This window comes from Bradyrhizobium sp. USDA 4501 (assembly GCF_054062115.1).
The window spans coordinates 4,528,508-4,549,553 of record NZ_JBSSEX010000001.1 but is presented as its reverse complement, the minus strand read 5'-3'; the positions used below and the strand labels follow the sequence as shown (position 1 = coordinate 4,549,553).

Genomic DNA, 21,046 nt, shown 5'->3' with positions numbered 1-21,046 from the left:
CGCCGCGGGCCGCGTTGCCGATCGCGGGCTTTTCCCCTAACCTCGCCGCAACAACAAAGAAAAGGGAGGACTTGCGATGGAAGTGATCCCACTGCGTCCGGGATTCGGTGCCGAGCTGCGCGGCGTCACGCTGTCAGACGTTGCCGCCAGCGATGCCGCCTATGCGGCGGTGCGCGCGGCGTTCGAGGAACATTCGGTGCTGGTGTTCCGCGGCCAGGAGGTCAGCAACGACACCCAGCTCGCCTTCTCGCGCCGGTTCGGTCCGCCCGAGGTGACCAAGGTCGGTTCGATGGGCACCGGTTCGCATTTCGTGATCCTCTCGACCTTCGGGCCCGACGGCAAGGTGGTTCCATCCGATCACCGGCAGCAGCTGCGCGCCAGGGCCAACCAGCTCTGGCACACCGACTCTTCCTTCAAGCAGGTGCCGGCGCTGACCTCGATCCTGTCGGCGCGCATCATTCCTGAACATGGCGGCGAGACCGAATTCGTCTCGATGCGGCTTGCTTTCGAGCGGCTCGACAAGGACGCGGCAAGTCGGCTGGAGAACGCGTTCGCCTGGCACTCCTACGCGCATTCGCGCAGCAAGGTGGCCACCGGCCTCGCAACGACTGAAGAAGTCGACGCGCTGCCGCCGGTATGCTGGCGGATGGTCTGGCGCAATCCCGTCAACGGCCGCGGCGCGCTGTATCTTGCCTCCCATGCCTATGGCGTCGAGGGCATGGATACCGAGGCCGGCAGGGCGCTGATCGAGCAATTGACCGAAGCCGCGACCGCGCCCGGCGTCAGCTATCTGCATCAATGGAAGCAGGGCGACGTCGTGATGTGGGACAACCGCGCCACCATGCATCGCGGCCGCCCCTGGCCGGCGCATGAGGGCCGCCTGATGATTCGCACCACGATCTCGGCGACCGAGGCCGATGGCGTCGCCAACATGCACCTGCCTTCGCCGCAGGCGGCGGAGTGAGGTGAATGCGAATGTTTCCCCGTCATCCTGAGGTGCGAGCGGAGCGAGCCTCGAAGGATGCACGGCCACCAGCTGGGCCGTCGATCCTTGGAGACGCGCTTCGCGCTCCTCAGGATGACGGAGAGCGTGTGCAGTGCGCGGCTTACATCGGCGACATACTGTCGCTGATTGCAGCCCGCTTCACGCCGCACACATCGGCATCGGCAACCGAATTCAAACGGAGTTTCGCCGCTGCATAGCAAAACGACCCAGGTTCCCCGCAATCACAGCCATTATTCCCGATCCGTGGAAATTTTAATGTTGTGGGGTCATCCGAATTGCCAATCCCCGCGCGATCCTCGCTGGTTGCCCGACAGCCTCACCGTGGTATCGTCGATGCCAATCGGCCATTGAGACCGAAATGTGGGAGGGGACCATGCGGAGCGTGCAAGCGCTGGCCGTCGCGGTGTTGTCTGTGCTGATCATCAGCGACGTTTCACGCGCAGCCGAGCCGAAACCGGGCGGCATCTTCAGGATCTATCACCGCGACAGCCCCGGCAGCGCCTCGATCCACGAGGGCGCGACCTATTCGCTGAACGTTCCGTTCATGCCGATCTTCAACAATCTCGTCATCTTCGACCAGCACATCGCCCAGAACAGCACCAGCACGATCCGGCCCGAGCTTGCGGAAAGCTGGGCCTGGAGCGGCGACAACAAGACGCTGACCTTCAAGCTGCGCAAGGACGTGAAATGGCACGACGGCAAGCCGTTCACCGCCGCCGACGTCAAATGCACCTTCGACATGCTGATGGGCAAGTCGCAGCAGAAGTTCCGGCAGAACCCGCGCAAGTCCTGGTACGAGCAAGTCGAAGAGGTCACGACCAACGGCGACCATGAGGCGTCGTTCAAGCTGAAGCGGCCGCAGCCGGCGCTGCTGTCGCTGCTCGCCTCGGGCTACTCGCCGGTCTATCCCTGCCATGTGTCGCCGGCCGAGATGCGCACCAAGCCGGTCGGCACCGGCCCGTTCAAGTTCGTCGAGTTCAAGGCCAACGAATCGATCAAGCTCACCAAGAACCCGGATTACTTCAAGAAGGGCCTGCCTTATCTTGACGGTATCGAGTTCACCATCATCCCGAACCGCTCGACCGCAATCCTCGGCTTCGTCTCCGGCAAGTTCGACATGACGTTCCCGACCGAGGTCTCGATCCCGCTGCTCAAGGACGTCAAGTCGCAGGCGGCCAATGCGGTCTGCATGGTGGAACCGAACAACGTCTCCACCAACATCATCATCAATTCGACCGCGCCGCCGTTCGACAATCTCGACATCCGCCGCGCGCTGGCGCTGGCGCTCGACCGCAAGGCGTTCATCCAGATCATGTTCGAAGGCCAGGGCGACATCGGCGGTACCATGGAGCCGGCGCCGGACGGGCTGTGGGCGATGCCGAAGGACATGCTGGAGCAGATCCCCGGCTACGGTCCCGACATCGAGAAGAACCGCGAGGAAGCCCGCAAGCTGATGCAGAAGGCGGGCTATGGCCCGGACAAGCACCTGCAGATCAAGGTCTCGACCCGCAACATCGCGGTCTATCGCGATCCCGCGATCATCCTGATCGACCAGATCAAGAGCATCTACATCGACGCCGAGCTCGACGTCGTCGACACCGCGCAATGGTTCCCGAAGATCGCCCGCAAGGACTATTCGCTCGGTCTCAACCTCACCGGCAATGCCGTCGACGAGCCCGACCAGTCGTTCTACGAGAACTACGCCTGCGGCTCGGAGCGGAACTACACCAACTACTGCAACAAGGAGATCGAGAAGCTGTTCGACCAGCAGTCGGAAGAGACCAACGTCGACAAGCGCAAGAAGCTGGTCTGGGAGATCGACAAGAAGCTGCAGGAAGACGTCGCGCGTCCGATCATCTTCCATGCCCGCACCGGCACTTGCTGGCAGCCTTACGTGAAGAATGTCACGATCATGTCCAACAGCTCCTATAACGGCTATCGTTACGAAGACGTCTGGCTGGACAAGTAGGCGTAGCGTTTTCGGGCGAAGTGGATACCGGTTCGCGCAAAGAAAGCGCGTCGGAAGACAAGACACAGGCGGGATCAAGGAGAGAGCCAGGGTGTTTGCCTATATCGTGCGGCGGCTGTTCCTGATGCTGGTGACCCTGTTCGGGATCTCGGTCATCATCTTCGTGCTGCTGCGCGTCGTTCCCGGCAACATCGTCGACATCCTGTTCGACGCCGCGGGCTTCGTCGACCCCGCCGACAAGGCCAATCTCGAGCGCGAGCTCGGGTTGAGCCAGCCGATCGTGATCCAGTATCTGCACTGGATCGGCGGCCTGCTGCACGGCGATCTCGGCTATTCCTACGTTTCGGAAAAGCCGGCGCTGGAGGAAATCCTGCCGCGGATTCCGATCACGGCGCGGCTCGCCGGGTTGGCGCTATTGTTCTCCGCCTCGATCGGTATTCCGCTCGGTGTCATCAGCGCCGTCCACCAGGGCTCACGGCTCGATTATGCGCTGCGCGTCGTCAGCCTCAGCGGCCTGTCGCTGCCGTCTTTCTGGCTCGGCCTCTTGGTCTTGATGGCCTCGGTCTCGCTGTTCGGCACCATGCCGATCTTCAATCCGAACCCGAAAACCTGGCTCGAGTCGCTGACCATCTATGCGGTGCCGGCGATGGCGGTGGGCTTCCGCAGCGCGGCACTCACCATGCGCATCACCCGCTCCTCGATGCTGGAGATCCTGCGCCAGGACTATATCCGCACCGCGCGCGCCAAGGGCGCCTCCGAGGCCTCCGTGAACTATCACCACGCGCTGAAGAACGCGGTGCTGCCGGTCATCACCGTGATCGGCATCGAGGCCGCGTTCCTGATCGGCGGCCTGATTGTCACCGAGACCGTGTTCAACATCCCTGGCATCGCCCGCTTCCTGGTCGAGGCGCTGCGCTGGCGCGACTACCCGATCGTGCAGAACCTCGTGATGTTCATCGCCGTCGTCGTGGTGGTGGTGAACTTCATCGTCGACATGCTTTATGCGGCAATCGACCCACGTATCCGGTTTGGAGAGTGACATGACAGGATTGGTCGAAGGCCGAGTCCAACTCTTACCTCGCCCCGCTTGCGGGGAGAGGTCGGATCGCATCGCAGATGCGATCCGGGTGAGGGGGGCTCACCGCGAATCCAACGCCCACCGCGCTTGCGGAGAGCCCCCCTCACCCCAACCCTCTCCCCGCAAGCGGGGAGAGGGAGAAGACCGTTCTGCAATCATCAGGCGAAGAAGCTGACACGTGGCGACGATCAATTTCGACAGCGAATTGCGACGTGCCGGGGCCAATGCCACCGGTGGCTGGGGACGGTTTGCGTTCCTCGCGCAGCGCCACGTGCTCGGCACGGTCGGCCTCGTCATCATGCTGCTGTTCGTGCTGACCGCGATCTTCGCTAACGTCATCAGCCGCTACGATCCGCTCAGCGTCGATTCCGCGCACCGGCTGGCTGCGCCGTCCGCGCTGCACTGGTTCGGCACCGACTCCTTCGGCCGTGACGTCTGGAGCCGCATCATCCATGGTGCGCGGATCTCGCTTGCGGTCGGCATCGGCTCGACGACGCTCGGCGCCACGCTCGGCGTGATCGTCGGCCTCGCCTCTGGCTATCTCTCCGGCTGGGTCGACCTCGTGTTCCAGCGGGTGACCGACATCCTGCAATCGCTGCCGCTCTTGGTACTCGCACTCGTCATGACCGCGGCGCTCGGTCCCTCGCTGCCGAACGTGATCCTGGCGATCGCAATTCCCCTGATCCCGACGGTCGCGCGCGTGATCCGCGCCAACACGCTGGCGCTGCGCGAGCAGCCGTTCGTCGAGGCCGCCAAATCGATCGGCATGAGCGAGATGCGGATTGCGCTGCGCCACGTGCTGCCCAACACCATCGCGCCGCTGATCGTGCTCGCCACCGCGCAGCTCGGCTCAACCATCCTGACCGAAGCGTCGCTGTCGTTCCTTGGCCTCGGCATCCCCGAGCCTTATCCGTCCTGGGGTCGCATGCTGTCCGAATCCGCCGCCGAATATGTCCGCACCGCGCCATGGCTGGTGATCTTCCCCGGCATTGCGATCAGCCTTGCGGTGTTCGGCACCAATCTGTTCGGCGACGCGTTGCGCGACATTCTCGATCCGAGGCAGCGCGGCTGATGAGCGAGGCCAAGACGCTCGATACGATTCTCGACGTGAAGAACCTGCAAACGGTGTTCTTCACCAACTCCGGCCTGTTCCGCGCGGTCGACGACGTCTCGTTCTCGGTCCGCCGCGGCGAGACGCTGGCGATCGTCGGCGAGTCCGGCTGCGGCAAGAGCGTCAGCGCGCTGTCGATCATGCGGCTGGTGCCCGATCCGCCCGGCCGCATCGTCGGCGGCTCGGTGACGCTCGAGGGCACCGATCTGCTGAAGCTCGACGATGCCGCGATGCGCGACATCAGGGGCAACCGCATCTCGATGATCTTCCAGGAGCCGATGACCTCGCTCAATCCGGTGATGCGGATCGGCGACCAGATCATTGAGGCGGTGCGGCTGCACCAGAAGGTCAGCAGCAAGGAGGCCTGGAAGCAGGCGGTCGACATGCTGCGGCTGGTGCGGATTCCGGAGCCGGAGCGCCGCGCGCAGGAATATCCGCATCAGCTGTCCGGCGGCATGCGCCAGCGCGCGATGATTGCGATGGCGCTGGCGTGCCGGCCGGCGCTCCTGATCGCGGACGAACCGACCACGGCGCTCGACGTCACCATCCAGGCGCAGATCCTGGCGCTGATCGTCGATCTGCAAAAGCGGCTCGGCACCGGGCTGATCCTGATCACCCACGACCTCGGCGTCGTCGCGCAAACCGCGCAGCGCGTGATCGTGATGTATGCCGGCAAGAAGGTCGAGGAGGCGACGGTCGAAGCTTTGTTCGAGACGCCGCTGCACCCCTACACCCGCGGACTGATGGCCTCGATGCCGGCGGTGATCGCGCTCGGCGCGAAGACCGATGCGCGGCTGACCGAAATCCCCGGCATGGTGCCGTCGCTGACCAAGCTGCCGCCCGGCTGCGCCTTCGCGCCGCGCTGCAAGCTGGCGGTCGACCGCTGCCGTCAGGAATATCCGCCGCTCGACGAGATCAAGAGCAATCACTGGGCCGCGTGCTGGCGCGCCGGCGAGATGGCGGAGGCGTCATGACCGAACAGCGCCCGCTCCTCGAGGTGACCGACCTCGTCAAGCACTACGCGGTGCGCGGCGGTGTGCTGCGCCGGCAGGTCGGCACCGTGCATGCGGTCGACGGCGTCAGCTTCGCGCTCGGCGCCGGCGAGACGCTCGGGCTGGTCGGCGAATCCGGCTGCGGCAAGTCAACGGTGGCGCGCACCGTGCTGCGGCTGGTCGAGCCGACCAGCGGCGCCATCAAGCTGGATGGCGAGGACATCGCGCCGCTCAGCAAGACGGCGCTGCGGCCGTACCGGCGCTCGATGCAGATCGTGTTCCAGGATCCGTTCGCCTCGCTCAACCCGCGCATGACGGCCGGCGACATCGTCGGCGAGCCCCTCATTGTGCATGGCCTCGCGACCGGCGCGAAGAAGCAAGAGCGCGTCGCGGAACTGTTCCAGCAGGTCGGCCTGCGGCCCGACCAGATGAAGAATTTTCCGCACCAGTTCTCCGGCGGCCAGCGCCAGCGCATCTGCATCGCGCGTGCGCTGTCGCTCGGGCCGCGGCTGATCGTCTGCGACGAGCCGGTCTCCGCGCTCGACGTCTCGATCCAGGCGCAGGTGATCAATCTGTTGATCGACCTGCAGCGCAAGCAGAACTTCTCATATCTGTTCATCGCGCACGATCTGGCGGTCGTCGCCCATATCAGCCACCGCGTCGCGGTGATGTATCTCGGTCGCATTGTCGAGATCGCCGACAAGCACGAGCTGTTCGCCAATCCGCGCCATCCCTACACCCAGGCGCTGCTCGCCTCGGTGCCGATTGCCGATCCCAAGGCCAAGCGAACCGCACCGCTGATCGACGGCGACGTGCCGAGCCCGATCAACCCGCCCTCAGGCTGCGCCTTCCACACCCGCTGCCGTTACGCGATGGATCGCTGCAAAAGCGAACGCCCGGCGCTGCAGGCGGCCGGCCCGGCGCATCAGATCGCCTGCTGGCTGAATGACGGGACCGGGCAAGCGGCCTCATAAATGTCGTCCCGGCGAAGGCCGGGACCCATTACCCCGAATGCCCGTTGATTTGCCAAACTGGGGCCACAGCTTGCTCCAACAACATACAGCGGTGGTTATGGGTCCCGGCCTGCGCCGGGACGACGGCGGTTATGTGGCGGCCTCGATCTCCACCACGATCTTCCCCGTCGTCACCTGCTCGCCCTCGGCGACATCGATCGACGATACCGTGCCCGCGACGCCGGCGGTGTGGACGTGCTCCATCTTCATCGCTTCCAGCGTCATCACCGGCTGGCCGGCCGCGACCTTGTCGCCCGGCTTCACCAGCACCGCGACGACCCGGCCGTTCATGGCGGCGCGGACCTTGCCGTCACCGCCGGCCGCCGTCGCGCTCTCCGGCGGCGCGAGGGCGAGATCGCGCACCGGCAGCGTGACGCCGCGATGCAGGATATAGAGCCGGTCGCCATCGCGCAGGAATTGGGCATGCTCCATCACCCCATCGTGGTGGAAGCGGATGCTGTCCCGGCTGAGCTCGTCGATCACGAAGCTGAAGCGATCGCCGTTGCGGGTCGCGATGTAGCTGCCGTCGCGCTCGCGGACAATCTCGATCTCCTGCACGCCGCGGCCGAGATCGATCCGCAGGCCGAGCGGGAATGTCGCTGCGAGCGACCGCCCGCGCTGCCATGGCGGTGCGTGCGGATTGGTGACGTAGAGCAGCAGCGCCGCAAGCGCGAGATCGCTGCCGCGATCGGGCCCCGGCGCCAGCAGCGCATCGCGGTTGTCGCCGATGAAGGCCGTGGTCGCCTCGCCCCTGGCAAAGACAGGGTAGCGCAGGCAGTCGATCAGGAAGCCCTGGTTGGTCGTGACGCCGAAGGCCGTGACCTGCTCCAGGGCACAGATCAGCTTGCCGCGCGCCTCCTCGCGGGTCGTGCCATGGCTGATAACCTTGGCGATCATCGAATCATAGAACGGCGGAATCTCCGAGCCGGACTGCAGCGCGTGCTCGACGCGGATACCGTCGGGCATCTGCCACCGCGCCATCGTGCCGGATTGCGGCATGAAATCGTGCGCAGCATCCTCCGAGCAGAGCCGCACCTCGATGGCATGGCCGGAGAACTTGACGTCCTCCTGGGTCAAGCCGAGCGGCGCGCCACTGGCGACGCGCAGCTGCAATTCGACCAGATCGAGCCCGGTGATCGCCTCAGTGACGGGATGCTCGACCTGCAGCCGCGTGTTCATCTCCATGAAGTAGAAATTGCCGGCGCGATCGAGCAAAAATTCCAGCGTGCCGGCGCCCTCGTAGCCGATCGCCTTGACCGCCTGCACCGCGACCGCGCCCATCCGCGCGCGCAGCTCCGACGTCACCGCCGGCGACGGCGCCTCCTCGACCAGCTTCTGGTGTCGCCGCTGCACCGAGCAATCGCGCTCGCCGAGATGGATGGCGTTACCATGGCGGTCGCCGAACACCTGGATCTCGATGTGGCGGGGATTGACGATCGCGCGCTCCAGAATGACGGTCGGATCGCCGAACGCACCCTGCGCCTCCGATCGCGCGCTGCGCAGCGCGTCGGGAAATGCCGCCGCATCGGCGACAAGCCGCATGCCGCGGCCGCCGCCGCCGGCGACCGCCTTGATCATGACCGGAAAACCAATGGCCCTGGCTTCCGCCAGCATCACGGCATCGCTCTGGTCGGCGCCCTGATAGCCGGGCACGCAGGGCACGCCGGCCCGCTGCATGATCTCCTTGGCGCCGGCCTTGTTGCCCATCGCAAGGATCGCTTCCGGCGACGGACCGATGAACACCAGACCCGCATCGCGGCAGGCATGCGCAAAATCCTCGTTCTCGGCGAGGAAGCCATAACCGGGATGCACCGCGCCGGCGCCGCTCGCCTTGGCCGCGGCGATGATCGCGTCGATCTTCAGATAGGATTGCGCCGGCAGCGCCTCGCCGATCCGCACCGCCTGGTCGGCCTCGCGCACATGCAGCGCGTCACGGTCGGCGTCCGAATAGACCGCGACGACGCCATGGCCGAGCCGCCGTGCCGATCGCATGATGCGCAGCGCGATCTCGCCGCGGTTGGCGATCAGGATCTTGAAGAACGGCGTCCGCTTCACGATTGCCCCGCTCATGGCCGCGCCACCGAGAACTGCATGCGCTGCGGGCTGCGGGCCTCGGCCTCGCGGCAGATCGTAAGCACCTCGGCAAGCACCGTCCGCGTGTCGCGCGGATCGATCACTCCGTCGTCGAGCACCCGGGCGCTGGTCGAGAACACGTCCATCTGGCTGTCGAACACCCCGGTGATCTGCGCCTTCATCGCGTCCAGCTTCTCCTTCTCGATCGGCTTGCCGCGCCGCGCGGCGGCGGCCTCAGTCACGATCGCCATGGTTTCGGCGGCCTGCTCGCCGCCCATCACGGCGGTCTTGGCGTTGGGCCAGGAGAAGCAGAAGCGCGGATGGAAGCCGCGGCCGCACATGCCGTAATTGCCGGCGCCGAACGAGGCGCCGCAATACAGCGTGATCTGCGGCACCGTCGCCGAGGTCACCGCCTGGATCATCTTGGAGCCGTGCTTGATCATGCCGGCCTCTTCATAGGCCCGGCCCACCATGTAGCCGGTGGTGTTGTTCATGTAGAGGATCGGTGTGCGCGACTGGCAGCAGGCCTGGATGAAATGCGTCGCCTTGTTGGCGCCGGGCACGTCGAGCGGGCCATTATTGGTGATGATGCCGATCGCCTGCCCCTCGATGCGCGCGTGGCCGCAGACCGTCGCCGGGCCGTAATTGGCGCCGAACTCGGTGAAGTCGGAATCGTCGATGAAGCGCGCAATCGCCTGGCGCATGTCGACGGGGCGCTTGTGATCCATCGGCATGATGCCGAGCAGTTCCTCGGCGTCATAACGTGGCGGCTTGAACGCGGCCGGTTCGGCGGCCGGCCGATCCCAAGAACGATCCCAAGGCAGCTTGGCCATGAGCTCGCGCGCGATGCGGAGCGCATCGCGGTCGTCCTCGGCGAGATAATCGCCGAGACCGGAGATCTGGGTGTGCATCTCGGCGCCGCCGAGCTCCTCCTCGGTCGCGATCTCGCCGGTGGCCGCCTTGAGCAGAGGCGGCCCGGCAAGGAACGCGCGGGTGCGGCCGCGCACCATCACGATGTAGTCGGAGAGACCGGTCTGGTAGGCGCCGCCCGCGGTCGAGGAGCCGTGGGTGACCGTAACGACGGGAAGCCCTGCCGCCGACAGCCGCGCCAGGTTGCGGAAGATGTTGCCGCCACGGACGAAGTCCTCGACACGGTAGCGCAGCAGGTTGGCGCCGGCGCTCTCGACCAGCTGCACATAGGGCAGCTTGTTCTCCAGCGCGAGCTCCTGCACCCGCAGCGTCTTGTCGAGGCCGTAAGGCTGCAATGCGCCCGCGTCGATGCCGGCATCATTGGCGCTGACCATGCAGCGGATGCCGGAGACGAAGCCGATGCCCGCGACCAGTCCGCCGCCGGGCACGCTCTTGTCCGCATCCGCTACGTCGAACATGTAACCGGCGAGCGTCGACAGTTCGAGGAAGGGCGAACCGGGATCGAGCACCAGCGCGACGCGCTCGCGTGGCAATAGCTGGCCGCGCTTGTGGAAGCGGTCCTTTGCCGCGGCGGAGGCTGCGCGCGTCCGCTCCTCCAGGGCGCGCATCCGGGCGATCAGCGCCAGCATGCCGTCGCGATTGCCCTGGAAGGCGGCGCTGCCGGTGGAAATCGTGTTCTCGATGATGGCCACTAGGCGCGCTCCACAAAATGCCCACTGTATTGCTGCCGCAGCTCGACCTTGCGTAGCTTGCCGGTCGCGGTCATCGGCATCTCCTCGAGGATACGCACCAGCTTCGGCACCTGGAAGCCACCGAGATGCTTTCTGCAATGCGCCTCGATGCCGGCCTCGTCGGCCACCGCGCCGGGCTTCAGCTTGACGAAGGCGGAGACCGCCTCGCCCCATTGCGGATGCGGCAGGCCGACCACGGCGGCGTTCTGCACGGCGGGATGCGCCAGCAACGTCTCCTCAATCTTGACGGAGGCAACGTTCTCGCCGCCCGACTTGATCATATCCTTCTTGCGGTCGAGGAACAGCACCTCGCCGTTGCCGTCGATCAAAGCAAGATCGCCGGTATGGTGCCAGCCGAACTTGCGCGCCTCCTCGGTCGATTTGGGGTCCTTGTGGTAGCCCATCATCACATTGGGTCCGCGATGCACCAGCTCGCCGATCTCGCCGCGCGGCAGCAGATTGCCGTTGTCGTCCATGATCGCGGTCTCATTGACGATCAGCGATTCGCCCCAGTAATTGCCGAAACGGTCGAGCTGCACCTCCGGGCGGGACATCGTCGTCGCCGGATACATCTCGGTCTGGCCGCTGGATAGCACGAAGTTCGGACAGAGATCGGCCATGGCGCGCTCGAGCAGCGGCTTGCCCATCGGCGCCATGGTGTAGATGCAGCAGCGCAGGCCTGACAGGTCGTAGTCGCGCCGGCGCGGATGGTCGAGGATCGCCTGATACATCAACGACAGGCCGACGAACACGGTGAGCTTGTCGCGCACGATCGCATCCATGCACGCGACCGGATCGAAGCCGCGCATCAGCGCCATGCGGCCGCCGACCGAGAGATAGCTGAGCAGCAACACGTGGCCGGCGCAGTGGAACAGCGGAAACTGTCCGGTGATCCCGTCATCGCGCGAGAGCTGCATCTCGATACAATTGCTCATCACGGCCATGACAACGGCGAGGTGACAATGCATCGCGCCCTTCGGCCGCGAGGTCGTACCTGACGTATAGATGATCATCGCGAGGTCGCGGTCGTTGATCTCGATGTCAGGCTCGATATCGGACTGTCCCTCCAACAGACCGTTGAACTCCTGCAATCCGGTCTTGCCGGCATTGCCGGTCAGATCGATCGCGATCATCTCCATGCCGCGCGCTTCCAGCGCGGCGCGGCGGTCGGCCTGGGCATGAAGGGCGTCATCGATGATGGCGAAACGCACCTCGGCATGGCCGAGGATGTAGTCCATATCAGCCGGTCCGAGCATGGTGTTGATGGGCACCCAGACCAGCCCGGCGCGGTGAATGCCAAACAGCGCTTTGACGAATTCGACAGAGTTGTTGCAGATGGTCGAAATCTTCTCGCCCGGCTTCAGCCCGCGCTGCACCAGATGATTGGCGAAGCGATTGGCGTCGCGCTCGAGTTCGGTGAAGGTGACCTGCCTGCTGCCGTCGGTCAGCGCGATGCGATCCGGAAACCGCCGCGCGGCGCGCTTCAACAGGTCGCCGATCGCGACCCGGCCGATACGACCCGGCCCGGTGACGCCGCCGGTTGCTGCGAGATTGTGCATGCGTTTCTCCTCCCGGGCTCCGTCATTCCGGGATGCGCGAAGCGCAGACCCGGAATCCAGAGGTGTGGCGCGAGATTCCGGGTTCACGCTTCGCGTGCCCCGGAATGACGGTCAGTGTCGCGTTCCAAAAATCTGCCGCGCCTCGGCCGGGCTCGCGATCTCGCGGCCGGCGCGGCGCGCGCAGGCGGCGAGACCTTCGACGAGCTGCCCGTTCGACGTCACCTTGGTGCCGTCGCCGAGATAGAACGTATCCTCGAGCCCGCTGCGCAGATGGCCGCCGAGGTCGGCGGCGCGCTGGTGCAGCGGCCAGATCTCGGCGCGGCCGATCGCGGTGACCTGCCAATGCGCCTCCGGCGCCTTCAGCTTCAGGAGGATCGGCAACAGCTCCGGATCGGCCGGCATGCCCGAGGCGACGCCCATCACGAAATTGTATTCGAGCGGACCGGAATACATCCCGGTCTGCCGGTACATGCCAACGCAACGCACGATGCCGACATCGAAGCACTCGAATTCGGGAATGGTGCCGGCCGCCTTCATCACGTCGAGATAGTCCTGCACCTTCTCGACCGCGTTATCGAACATCATGGGCGGCCAGGCCCAGGTGTTGTCGGCCTTCACCTTCAGATAATTCAGCGAGCCGGCATTGCAGGCGGCGATCTCGGGCCGCGTCTCGCGCACGCAATCGAGCGCGCCCTGGTAGTTCGGGCCAGAGGTGCCGGTGGTGTGGTTGATGATCACGCCGGGGCAGGCCTCGCGGATCGCCTGCTGGATCTCCTTGCTGACGCCGACATCCCACGACGGCAGGTGGCCCTTGTTCGGCTCCTGCTGCCGCAGATGGATGTGCATGATGCTGGCGCCGGCGTTGAACGCGGCCTTGGCCTCGCGCGCCATCTGTTCGGGCGTCACCGGAACGTTGTGCTGCTTCGGGTCGGTAAGCACGCCGTTCAGCGCGCAGGTGATGACGGCCTTGTCGCTCATGGGTCTCTTGTCCGCTTTGCAGCGCACATGCGCTGCTGATTTCGCCATGATGAGAACTTTGCCTTCGCGCCATCTTGCGTTGACTGGCTAAGTGGATGCGCTCACGGCACAATCCGTCGCCAGCCGGTTAACACAAGACGCGGCACAAGCGTCATGCCTAACCTTGGTTCTAAGGCAGAAGCGGCGCAACAAGCCGGCATCACGGGGAGAACGTCATGGTCTCGATCAACCGGCGCACATGGCTCACCGGCGCGGCAGGCGCGGGACTTGCCGCGGTCGCGGGTCTTAAGCCTTCGCTGGCCGACGACACGCCAGGCGTCACCGCGACCGAGATCAGGATCGGCAGCACCACCTCCCTGAGCGGCCCGGTATCCGCGCTCGGCGTGCAGGCGCGCTGCCAGGAAGCCTATTTCAAGATGCTGAACGAGCAGGGCGGCATCGCCGGCCGGCAGATCAAGTACATCTACTATGACGATGCGTTCAACCCGGCGAAGACGGTCGAGCAGGTGCGCCGCCTGATCGAAAGCGACAATGTCGCCTTCCTGTTCAACATGCTCGGTACCGCGCCGAACTCGTCGGTCGTCAAATACATCAACGCCGCCAAGGTGCCGCACCTGTTCCTGTCGGTGAATGGCGACAAATGGGGCGACTACAAGACCTATCCCTGGACCATGGGCTTTGCGCCGAGCGCGCGTACCGAGGCGCAGGTGTTCGTCAAGTATGCACTGAGCCAGAACAAGAACGCAAAATTCGCGGTGCTCTACCAGAACGACGATCTCGGCAAGGATTTCGTCGCCGGGGCCAAGGACGTGCTCGGCGAACGGTTCGCGACCGCAGCCGTGGTGGCCTCGCACGAGGTCACCGATCCCACGATCGATTCCCAGATCGTTGCGCTGCGCGGCGCCAACCCAGATGTGCTGATCTCCGGCACCACGGCAAAGTTCTGCGCGCAGTCGATCCGCAAGATCTATGAGCTCGGCTGGAAGCCGATGCACTTCATCGCCAGCGGCGCCGCCTCGATCTCCTCGACCATCGCGCCTGTCGGCCTCGACAAGTCGCAGGGCACGATCTCATCGGCCTATGTCAAGGACGTCGCCGACCCGGCCTGGGCCAATGATCCCGGCGTGAAGAACTTCCTCGCCTTCATGGAGAAGTACTTCCCCGACGGCAATCCGAAGGAAGGCTACAACCTCTACGCCTACACGGTGGCGCAGGTGCTGAAGATCGTGCTCGAGCAGTGCAAGGGCAATTTCACGCGCGACAACATCATGGCGCAGGCCAACAACCTGAAGGACATCGAGGTGCCGACGCTGTTGCCCGGCATCCGCGTCAACACCAGCCCGACCAATCATCACCCGCTGCAGCAGCTTCAGCTGCAACGGATCGAAGGTCCGGGCTGGCTGCGGTTCGGGGAGGTGATCCAGGGCGCGAATTTGTAGCGGAGAACAACCCCAATGTCGTCCCGGCGAAGGCGGGACCCATAACCACCGCTGCTCATTATTTAACAGCGCGTCTGCCATCCCGAATCACGGATAATCACGCGGTATGGGTCCCGGCGTTCGCCTGGCGTTCGCCAGGACGACAGCGGAGGTTACGTCAGCGCGCGCTCGCTCGCGGTTTGCCCGGTGCGGTAGATCGCAAGGTCCCGCGAGCCGGAGAAGATCGCGCGCGGCTTCAAGCCATAGAAGCGACGGATCGAGTGGCTGAAATGCGTGCTATCGGGATAGCCGATATCCTGCGCGAGATGCGCGAGGTTGATGTCCTGGTTGGCGAAGTGCAGCAGATGCCGCGCGCGCTTCCAGGCGCGGAAGGAGCGGAACGAGATCCCGGTCTCCTCCTTGAACAGATGCAGGAAGCGCGAGGGCGATAGCCCGGCCTCGGCGGCGCAGCCGGCCGCGGTCACCGGCTCGCCGGAGAATTGCCCGATGCGGCCGATCGCGCGCACGACACGCGGATCGAGCACGCGCTGCGGCAGCGCGTCGCCGAAGCACATGGTGTCGAACTCGGCATTCGCGATCGCGTCGCGATGCTGCATCTCGGCGAGCGTCGCATAGGCGTTGCGAATGCGATTGGCGAACAGATGGGAGTCCGATCCTTGCAGACGGCGGGCGACGGCTTCGAGCGTGCCGTCGGGCACGCTTTCCGGTTCGATCGCGACGCAGATCGCCGAGCGATATTCGCTGGTGATGGTGTGGCGCAGGTTCGGCATCGTCACCGCGAGTTCGCCATGCGACTCGCGGCCTTCGCTGGTCGACAGATGCAAGCCGTCGCGGATCGCGACATAGACATGGAATGCACCGGGACAGCGCTCGCGCGGGCGGCCGAGCAGCCCGGCATAGAACACCCGTTCCGGCGTGATCAGCATCCGGTGACCGGATTGCTGGCTGGAGCTCTGGCACTTCGCGTCCACGATCGCGTCCATGGCGGTTCCTCCTCGCGCGGCTCTTTGGGCCGCTGCGGCGGAGCTACCATAACGCAAATTCGCACGCTGTCACTGCAACGAAACGTCGTCATTCCGGGGCGATGCGACAGCATCGAACCCGGAATCTCGAGATTCCGGGTCTGGTGCTAACGCACCATCCCGGAATGACGAGCGCTAAAGCCGCGCCCGCGGCGCAACGTTCTGTTCCTGACCGGCTTTTTGCTCCGCCGCGACCGCGCGCTGGTAACCGTCGCGCTGCTGCAGCCGCGCCCAATAGGCCGCGACATTCGGCCCGAAATCCTTGGCGAGGCCGATATTGCTGGCGAGACGGAGCGCATAACCGTTGGCGATGTCGGCCGCGGTGAAGCGTTCCGCGCAGAGGAATTCCGACTTCGCGGCGGCGGCCTCGACCGCGCGCAGGCGGCCCAGGAACCATTTTGCATAATCGCCCGAGACCTGCGGGTTGCGCCGCTCCTCCGGCTCAAGCTGGCTGTAGCGGAGCACCAGCGTCTGCGGGAAGGTCAGCGTCGCGTCGGAAAAATACATCCAATTCAGGAACGCGCCATAGGCCGGCTCGTCGACGCCGACGATCAGCGGCGTCGGGCCGTATTTGGTGCCGAGATAATGGCAGATGCCGGAGGACTCCGTCATCCTGGTCTCGCCATCGATCATGAACGGGATGGTGCCGAGCGGATTGATGCCGAGATATTCCTTGGCGAACACGCGCGGCGGGAACGGCAGCATCTTCAGCTCATAGGCAAGCCCGAGCTCCTCCAGCATCCACAGCGGACGGAACGAGCGCGCGGCGTCGCAGTGATAGAGCGTGATCATCAGGCGTTTCCCTTTTGCTTCAGGCCAGGCAGCGTGCCCATCATCTTGCACAATACCATGAGCATGACCTCGTCGGCGCCGCCGCCGATCGAGGTCAGGCGGCTGTCGCGATAGGCGCGGCTGACCGGCGTCTCGTTGGTGAAACCCATGCCGCCCCAATATTGCAGGCAGGCATCGGTAAGCTCGCGGCCGAGCCGGCCGGCCTTCAGCTTGGCCATGGTCGCGAGCCGCGTCACGTCCTCGCCGGCCACCAGCGCCTCGCCGGCACGATAGATCAGCGAGCGCAGCAGCTCGACCTCGGTCTGCATTTCCGCGAGCTTGAAGTGAACCACCTGATTGTCGAGGATCGAGCCGCCGAACGCCTTGCGGTTGCGAGTGTAGTCGATGGTCTCGTTGATGATGAATTCATGCGCCTTCAGGCAGGCGGCCGCACCCCACAGCCGCTCCTCCTGGAACTGGATCATCTGGTAGGTGAAGCCCTGGCCCTCCTCGCCGATCCGGTTGCGCTTCGGCACCCGGACATTGTCGAAGAAGATCTGCGCCGTATCCGACGAACGCATGCCGAGCTTGTCGAGCTTGCGCGCGATCTGCACGCCCTTTGTCTTCATGGGCACGCAAATCAGCGACTTGTTGCGATGGACCGGGCCGTCGCTGGTGTTGGCGAGCAGGCAGATCCAGTCGGCCTGGGTGCCGTTGGTGATCCACATCTTGCCGCCATTGATGACGTAGTCGTCGCCGTCGGCGCGCGCACTGGTCTTGATCGAGGCGACGTCGGAGCCGGCGCCGGGCTCGGAGACGCCGATGCAGGCGACCTGATCGCCGGCAATCGCCGGGCTGAGGAATTCGCGCCGCACCTCGTCGGAGCCGAACCGCGCCAGCGCCGGCGTCGCCATGTCGGTCTGCACCCCGATCGCCATCGGCACGCCGCCGCAGGTGATGGCGCCTAGCTCCTCGGCCATCATCAGCGCGTAGGAATAATCCAGTCCCTGGCCGCCGAACTCGACCGGCTTGTTGAGGCCGAGGAAGCCAAGATCGCCGAGCTTCTTGAACAGCTCATGCGCCGGGAAGATGTCGGCCTTCTCCCATTCGTCGACATGGGGATTGATCTCGGCCGCGATGAACTTCTGTAGAGCGCGGCGCGGTTCGTCGTGGTCGGCGGTGAAGAGCATGTTCTCGAACTATCCTTTGTCATTCCGGGGCGATGCGAAGCATCGAACCCGGAATCTCGATCCATTACCTCTGGATTCCGGGTTCGCGCTGGCGCGCGCCCCGGAATGACCTTGCCTTCTCACCTCCCCCTGAAAGGGGGAGGTCGGCACGTTCGGCTATGCCGATCGGGCCGGGTGGGGGTCAAACTAGCAGTCCGACTCGCGGCTTGACCCCCACCCTGCCCTCCCCCTTTCAGGGGGAGGGTTCACAATCCGCCTTTTCGCCGCGACCACATCATCACCTGACGCGATCACAACCCCATCTGCCGGCTCGCGAGGTCCTTCATGATCTCCTCGGTGCCGCCGCCGATGGCGTTGACCTTGACCTCGCGGTAGATACGCTCGACCTTGACGCCGCGCATGAAGCCGGCGCCGCCGAAGATCTGCACCGCCTCGGAGGCACAATGCGCCATGGTCTGGGTCGCCTGATTCTTCATCATGCAGATCTCGGCAACCGGGCTTTCGCCCTGGCCGAGCCGCCATGCCAGCATTTCCAGCATCGCCTGCGAGACCGCGACCTTCTGTGCCATGTCGACGATCTTGTGCCTGATCACCTGGTGCTGCGCGATCGGCTTGCCGAACGTCTTGCGCTCCTTGGCATAGGCGACCGCCTCGTCGAGGCAGACGCGCGCATAGGCGGTGCAGCTCGCCGCCATGCCCATGCGCTCGCTGTTGAAGTTCTGCATGATGATCTTGAAGCCCTGCCCTTCCTCGCCGATCAGGTTCTCGACCGGCACGCGGCATTCGTCGAAGTGAAGCGTCGCGGTATCCGACGCCCACCAGCCCATCTTCTTCAGCTTGGTGCGGGACAGACCGGGCGTATTGCCTTCGATCAACAGCAGGCTGACGCCGCCGGGACCTTCGCCGCCGGTGCGCACCGCGACCGTCAGATAGTCGGCGCGCATGCCCGAGGTGATGAAGGTCTTCTCGCCGGAGACGACGTAGTGATCGCCGTCGCGCCGCGCCCTGGTGCGCAGGTTCGCGACATCGGAGCCGCCGCTCGGCTCGGTGATCGCGAGCGCGGAGATCTTCTTGCCGGCGAGCACCTCCGGCAGCACCCGCGCCTTGACCTCGGGTCGCGCGGCACGGGCGATCGGCGGCGAACCGATGGTGTGGCTCATCAGGCTCGAGGAGACGCCGCCGGCGCCGGCACGCGCCAGCTCCTGCGAGGCCACGATTCTCATGAACTGGTCGGCGGCGATGCCGCCATATTCTTCCGGGAAGCCGAGGCCGAGTAGCCCGATCGCGGACGCCTTGGCATAGAGCTCGCGCGGAAACTCGCCGTCCTCGTCCCATTGATGGGCATAAGGCTCGATTTCCCTGGCAACAAAGCGCCGCATCACCTCGCGAAAGGCCTCATGCTCGCCGGTGTAGAACGGGTTTGCCATCCGCGTGCTCCGTTGATTCTTCCCTCCGACGATGTCCGGATTTCTCCCGGTTCACTTGCGTCGAGTGGCTGCCATCGGTGCCGACGCCCGGTCCGGCGATTTGCCAGCCACTAAACGCAAGACAGTATCCTTATACGCCCCCTCCACTGCCAATTCATGGCATCAATTGAGCCAGGAACAGGCGGCGCAAGACTGCCGTTCCGGAGGAGGGAAATTTGCCGGTTCGTTACTACGACTGGATCGCGCATCATCGCCGGCGCACGCCGGACAAGATGGCGCTTGTCGATCTCGCCAGCGGACGCCGCTTCAGCTATGCGGAGCTCGACGCCCGCGTGTCGCGGCTCGCGGCCTGGCTGCGCGATGGGCTCAAGGTTGCCAGCGGCGACCGCGTCGCGGTGCTGGCGCTGAACACGACGGATACGCTGGAGGTGCAGTTCGCCTGCTTCCGGATCGGCGCGATCTTTCTGCCGCTCAACACCCGCCTCACCGTTCCCGAGCTGCGCTACATCACCGGCGACGCCGCGCCGAAGGTGATGATCCATGACGACGACCTCGCCGAGACCGCGCTTGCGGTGGCAAAGCTCTGCAATGTCGCTGCGACCGTGAGGCTCGGCCCGGGCGGCGCCTATGAGACCGGCATTGCGGCAGCCGCGCCGCTCGAACGGTTCGAGGAGGTCATGCTCGATGACATCTCGACCATCATGTACACCTCGGGGACGACGGGCCAGCCGAAGGGCGCGATCATCACGCATGGGATGACGTTCTGGAATTGCGTCAATCTCGGCGGCCCCGCCTACATCTCGCCGGCCTCGGTGCTGCTCACGGTGCTGCCGCTGTTCCACACCGGTGGTCTGAACTGCTATACCAACCCGGTGCTGCATGCCGGCGGCACCGTGCTGATCATGCGCGCGTTCGATCCCGGCGAGGCGCTGAAGCTGATCGACGATCCCGCGCAGGGCATCAACGTGTTCTTCGGCGTGCCCGCGATCTACCAGTTCATGGCGCAGCACCCGTCCTTCGCTACGGCGGATTTCAGCCGCCTCGTGATCGGCGGCGTCGGCGGCGCGCCGATGCCGGTGCCGCTGCTCAAGACCTGGGAGGCGCGCGGCGTCGCACTGCAGCAGGGCTACGGCATGACCGAGACCTCGCCGGCGGTGATGGTGCTCGACCGCGAGGATGCCGCGCGCAAGGCCGGCTCCTCCGGCAAGCCGGTGCTGCACACTGAGGTCCGCATCGTGCGGCCCGACGGTAGCGACGCCGCAGTCGGCGAGCTCGGCGAGCTCTGGGTCAAGGGCCCGAACATCACGCCGGGCTACTGGAACAGGCCGGACGCCAATGCCTCCTCCTTCACCGACGGCTGGCTGCACACCGGCGACGCCACGCGGATCGACGAGGAAGGCTTCTACTACATCGTCGACCGCTGGAAGGACATGTACATCTCGGGCGGCGAGAACGTCTATCCGGCCGAGGTCGAGAGCGTGCTGCATCAACTGGCCGCCGTCGCCGAAGCCGCCGTGATCGGCATCCCCGACGAGCAATGGGGCGAAGTCGGCATGGCGATCATCGCCGTGAAATCCGGCCATTCGCTGACCCCGGCCGAGGTCCACGCGCATTGCCAGGCCAATCTGGCGCGGTTCAAATGCCCGCGCCTGATCGAATTCATCGAGGTCCTGCCTCGGAACGCGACAGGCAAAATTCATAAGCCGACGCTCCGGCAGCAATTCAGCCGGCCGAAGCCAACCGATACCGCAGCGTGA

At 65.1% G+C, this 21,046-nt stretch carries 16 protein-coding genes; 8 read left to right on the top strand and 8 right to left on the bottom strand.

The window, feature by feature from the left end:
* Window positions 1–76 precede the first annotated feature (76 nt).
* The 6 genes from ACVWZM_RS20810 (at window position 77) to ACVWZM_RS20785 (ending at window position 7,130) form a co-directional block, all read left to right on the top strand.
* Window positions 77–964, top strand: coding sequence for a TauD/TfdA dioxygenase family protein (locus tag ACVWZM_RS20810; RefSeq protein WP_456782880.1), 888 nt, complete (start codon window positions 77–79; stop codon window positions 962–964).
* A 415-nt stretch (window positions 965–1,379) separates the two neighbouring features.
* A complete protein-coding gene (locus tag ACVWZM_RS20805; protein WP_057021209.1) occupies window positions 1,380–2,975 on the top strand; it encodes an ABC transporter substrate-binding protein in 1,596 nt (531 codons plus the stop codon).
* Window positions 2,976–3,066: 91 nt separating this feature from the next.
* On the top strand, window positions 3,067–4,014 hold the full coding sequence (locus tag ACVWZM_RS20800) for an ABC transporter permease (protein ID WP_456854520.1): 948 nt from the start codon (window positions 3,067–3,069) through the stop codon (window positions 4,012–4,014).
* A gap of 217 nt (window positions 4,015–4,231) precedes the next feature.
* Window positions 4,232–5,125 (top strand): ABC transporter permease, encoded by an 894-nt coding sequence (locus ACVWZM_RS20795; RefSeq protein ID WP_016848340.1) that lies wholly within the window; start codon window positions 4,232–4,234, stop codon window positions 5,123–5,125.
* Window positions 5,125–6,138 carry an ABC transporter ATP-binding protein gene (locus ACVWZM_RS20790; protein ID WP_076834870.1) on the top strand — a complete coding sequence of 338 codons (1,014 nt, stop codon included), beginning with the start codon at window positions 5,125–5,127 and terminating at the stop codon, window positions 6,136–6,138. The genes ACVWZM_RS20795 and ACVWZM_RS20790 overlap by 1 nt, the downstream gene beginning before the upstream one ends.
* Window positions 6,135–7,130 carry an ABC transporter ATP-binding protein gene (locus ACVWZM_RS20785; RefSeq protein ID WP_253588609.1) on the top strand — a complete coding sequence of 332 codons (996 nt, stop codon included), beginning with the start codon at window positions 6,135–6,137 and terminating at the stop codon, window positions 7,128–7,130. Before ACVWZM_RS20790 ends, ACVWZM_RS20785 begins: the two co-directional genes overlap by 4 nt.
* A gap of 129 nt (window positions 7,131–7,259) precedes the next feature.
* Here ACVWZM_RS20785 and ACVWZM_RS20780 read toward each other — a convergent pair whose 3' ends face one another.
* The 4 genes from ACVWZM_RS20780 to ACVWZM_RS20765 all read right to left on the bottom strand — a co-directional run bounded on the left by ACVWZM_RS20780 (window position 7,260) and on the right by ACVWZM_RS20765 (window position 13,440).
* Window positions 7,260–9,239, bottom strand: coding sequence for an acetyl/propionyl/methylcrotonyl-CoA carboxylase subunit alpha (locus ACVWZM_RS20780; protein WP_456854519.1), 1,980 nt, complete (start codon window positions 9,237–9,239; stop codon window positions 7,260–7,262).
* Window positions 9,236–10,864 (bottom strand): acyl-CoA carboxylase subunit beta, encoded by a 1,629-nt coding sequence (locus tag ACVWZM_RS20775; RefSeq protein ID WP_229191119.1) that lies wholly within the window; start codon window positions 10,862–10,864, stop codon window positions 9,236–9,238. Before ACVWZM_RS20775 ends, ACVWZM_RS20780 begins: the two co-directional genes overlap by 4 nt.
* Window positions 10,864–12,462 carry an AMP-binding protein gene (locus ACVWZM_RS20770; RefSeq protein WP_456854517.1) on the bottom strand — a complete coding sequence of 533 codons (1,599 nt, stop codon included), beginning with the start codon at window positions 12,460–12,462 and terminating at the stop codon, window positions 10,864–10,866. The genes ACVWZM_RS20775 and ACVWZM_RS20770 overlap by 1 nt, the downstream gene beginning before the upstream one ends.
* Before the next feature lie 111 nt (window positions 12,463–12,573).
* A complete protein-coding gene (locus ACVWZM_RS20765) occupies window positions 12,574–13,440 on the bottom strand; it encodes a BKACE family enzyme (RefSeq protein ID WP_057021261.1) in 867 nt (288 codons plus the stop codon).
* 215 nt (window positions 13,441–13,655) lie between these two features.
* Between ACVWZM_RS20765 and ACVWZM_RS20760 the strand changes: the two genes are divergently transcribed.
* Entirely contained in the window at window positions 13,656–14,879 is a 1,224-nt protein-coding gene (locus ACVWZM_RS20760) for an ABC transporter substrate-binding protein (protein WP_456782885.1), read from the top strand.
* 152 nt (window positions 14,880–15,031) lie between these two features.
* On the opposite strand, the gene ACVWZM_RS20755 is transcribed toward ACVWZM_RS20760, so the two are convergent.
* The 4 genes from ACVWZM_RS20755 to ACVWZM_RS20740 all read right to left on the bottom strand — a co-directional run bounded on the left by ACVWZM_RS20755 (window position 15,032) and on the right by ACVWZM_RS20740 (window position 19,289).
* The gene (locus ACVWZM_RS20755) at window positions 15,032–15,862 is read right to left on the bottom strand and encodes a helix-turn-helix domain-containing protein (protein ID WP_057021202.1); all 831 of its coding nucleotides are present in this window, start codon (window positions 15,860–15,862) and stop codon (window positions 15,032–15,034) included.
* A gap of 174 nt (window positions 15,863–16,036) precedes the next feature.
* Window positions 16,037–16,693 carry a glutathione S-transferase family protein gene (locus ACVWZM_RS20750; RefSeq protein WP_057021201.1) on the bottom strand — a complete coding sequence of 219 codons (657 nt, stop codon included), beginning with the start codon at window positions 16,691–16,693 and terminating at the stop codon, window positions 16,037–16,039.
* Window positions 16,693–17,862, bottom strand: coding sequence for an acyl-CoA dehydrogenase family protein (locus tag ACVWZM_RS20745; RefSeq protein WP_057021200.1), 1,170 nt, complete (start codon window positions 17,860–17,862; stop codon window positions 16,693–16,695). Before ACVWZM_RS20745 ends, ACVWZM_RS20750 begins: the two co-directional genes overlap by 1 nt.
* Window positions 17,863–18,152: 290 nt before the next feature.
* Complete coding sequence (locus ACVWZM_RS20740) at window positions 18,153–19,289, bottom strand: acyl-CoA dehydrogenase family protein (RefSeq protein ID WP_057021199.1); 1,137 nt, start codon at window positions 19,287–19,289, stop codon at window positions 18,153–18,155.
* Window positions 19,290–19,504: 215 nt separating this feature from the next.
* Here ACVWZM_RS20740 and ACVWZM_RS20735 point away from each other — a divergent pair, with 215 nt between their 5' ends.
* Window positions 19,505–21,046, top strand: a complete 1,542-nt coding sequence (locus tag ACVWZM_RS20735) for an acyl-CoA synthetase (RefSeq protein ID WP_456854515.1) — start codon at window positions 19,505–19,507, stop codon at window positions 21,044–21,046.

Excerpts from the sequence above, each read along its gene's own strand:
- ACVWZM_RS20790 (WP_076834870.1), top strand. The coding sequence starts at position 5,125 with ATGAGCGAGGCCAAGACGCTCGATACGATTCTCGACGTGAAGAACCTG.
- ACVWZM_RS20810 (WP_456782880.1), top strand. The coding sequence starts at position 77 with ATGGAAGTGATCCCACTGCGTCCGGGATTCGGTGCCGAGCTGCGCGGC.
- ACVWZM_RS20755 (WP_057021202.1), bottom strand. The coding sequence starts at position 15,862 with ATGGACGCGATCGTGGACGCGAAGTGCCAGAGCTCCAGCCAGCAATCC.
- ACVWZM_RS20785 (WP_253588609.1), top strand. The coding sequence starts at position 6,135 with ATGACCGAACAGCGCCCGCTCCTCGAGGTGACCGACCTCGTCAAGCAC.
- ACVWZM_RS20760 (WP_456782885.1), top strand. The coding sequence starts at position 13,656 with ATGGTCTCGATCAACCGGCGCACATGGCTCACCGGCGCGGCAGGCGCG.
- ACVWZM_RS20780 (WP_456854519.1), bottom strand. The coding sequence starts at position 9,239 with ATGAGCGGGGCAATCGTGAAGCGGACGCCGTTCTTCAAGATCCTGATC.
- ACVWZM_RS20765 (WP_057021261.1), bottom strand. The coding sequence starts at position 13,440 with ATGAGCGACAAGGCCGTCATCACCTGCGCGCTGAACGGCGTGCTTACC.
- ACVWZM_RS20770 (WP_456854517.1), bottom strand. The coding sequence starts at position 12,462 with ATGCACAATCTCGCAGCAACCGGCGGCGTCACCGGGCCGGGTCGTATC.
- ACVWZM_RS20805 (WP_057021209.1), top strand. The coding sequence starts at position 1,380 with ATGCGGAGCGTGCAAGCGCTGGCCGTCGCGGTGTTGTCTGTGCTGATC.
- ACVWZM_RS20745 (WP_057021200.1), bottom strand. The coding sequence starts at position 17,862 with ATGCTCTTCACCGCCGACCACGACGAACCGCGCCGCGCTCTACAGAAG.
- ACVWZM_RS20750 (WP_057021201.1), bottom strand. The coding sequence starts at position 16,693 with ATGATCACGCTCTATCACTGCGACGCCGCGCGCTCGTTCCGTCCGCTG.
- ACVWZM_RS20740 (WP_057021199.1), bottom strand. The coding sequence starts at position 19,289 with ATGGCAAACCCGTTCTACACCGGCGAGCATGAGGCCTTTCGCGAGGTG.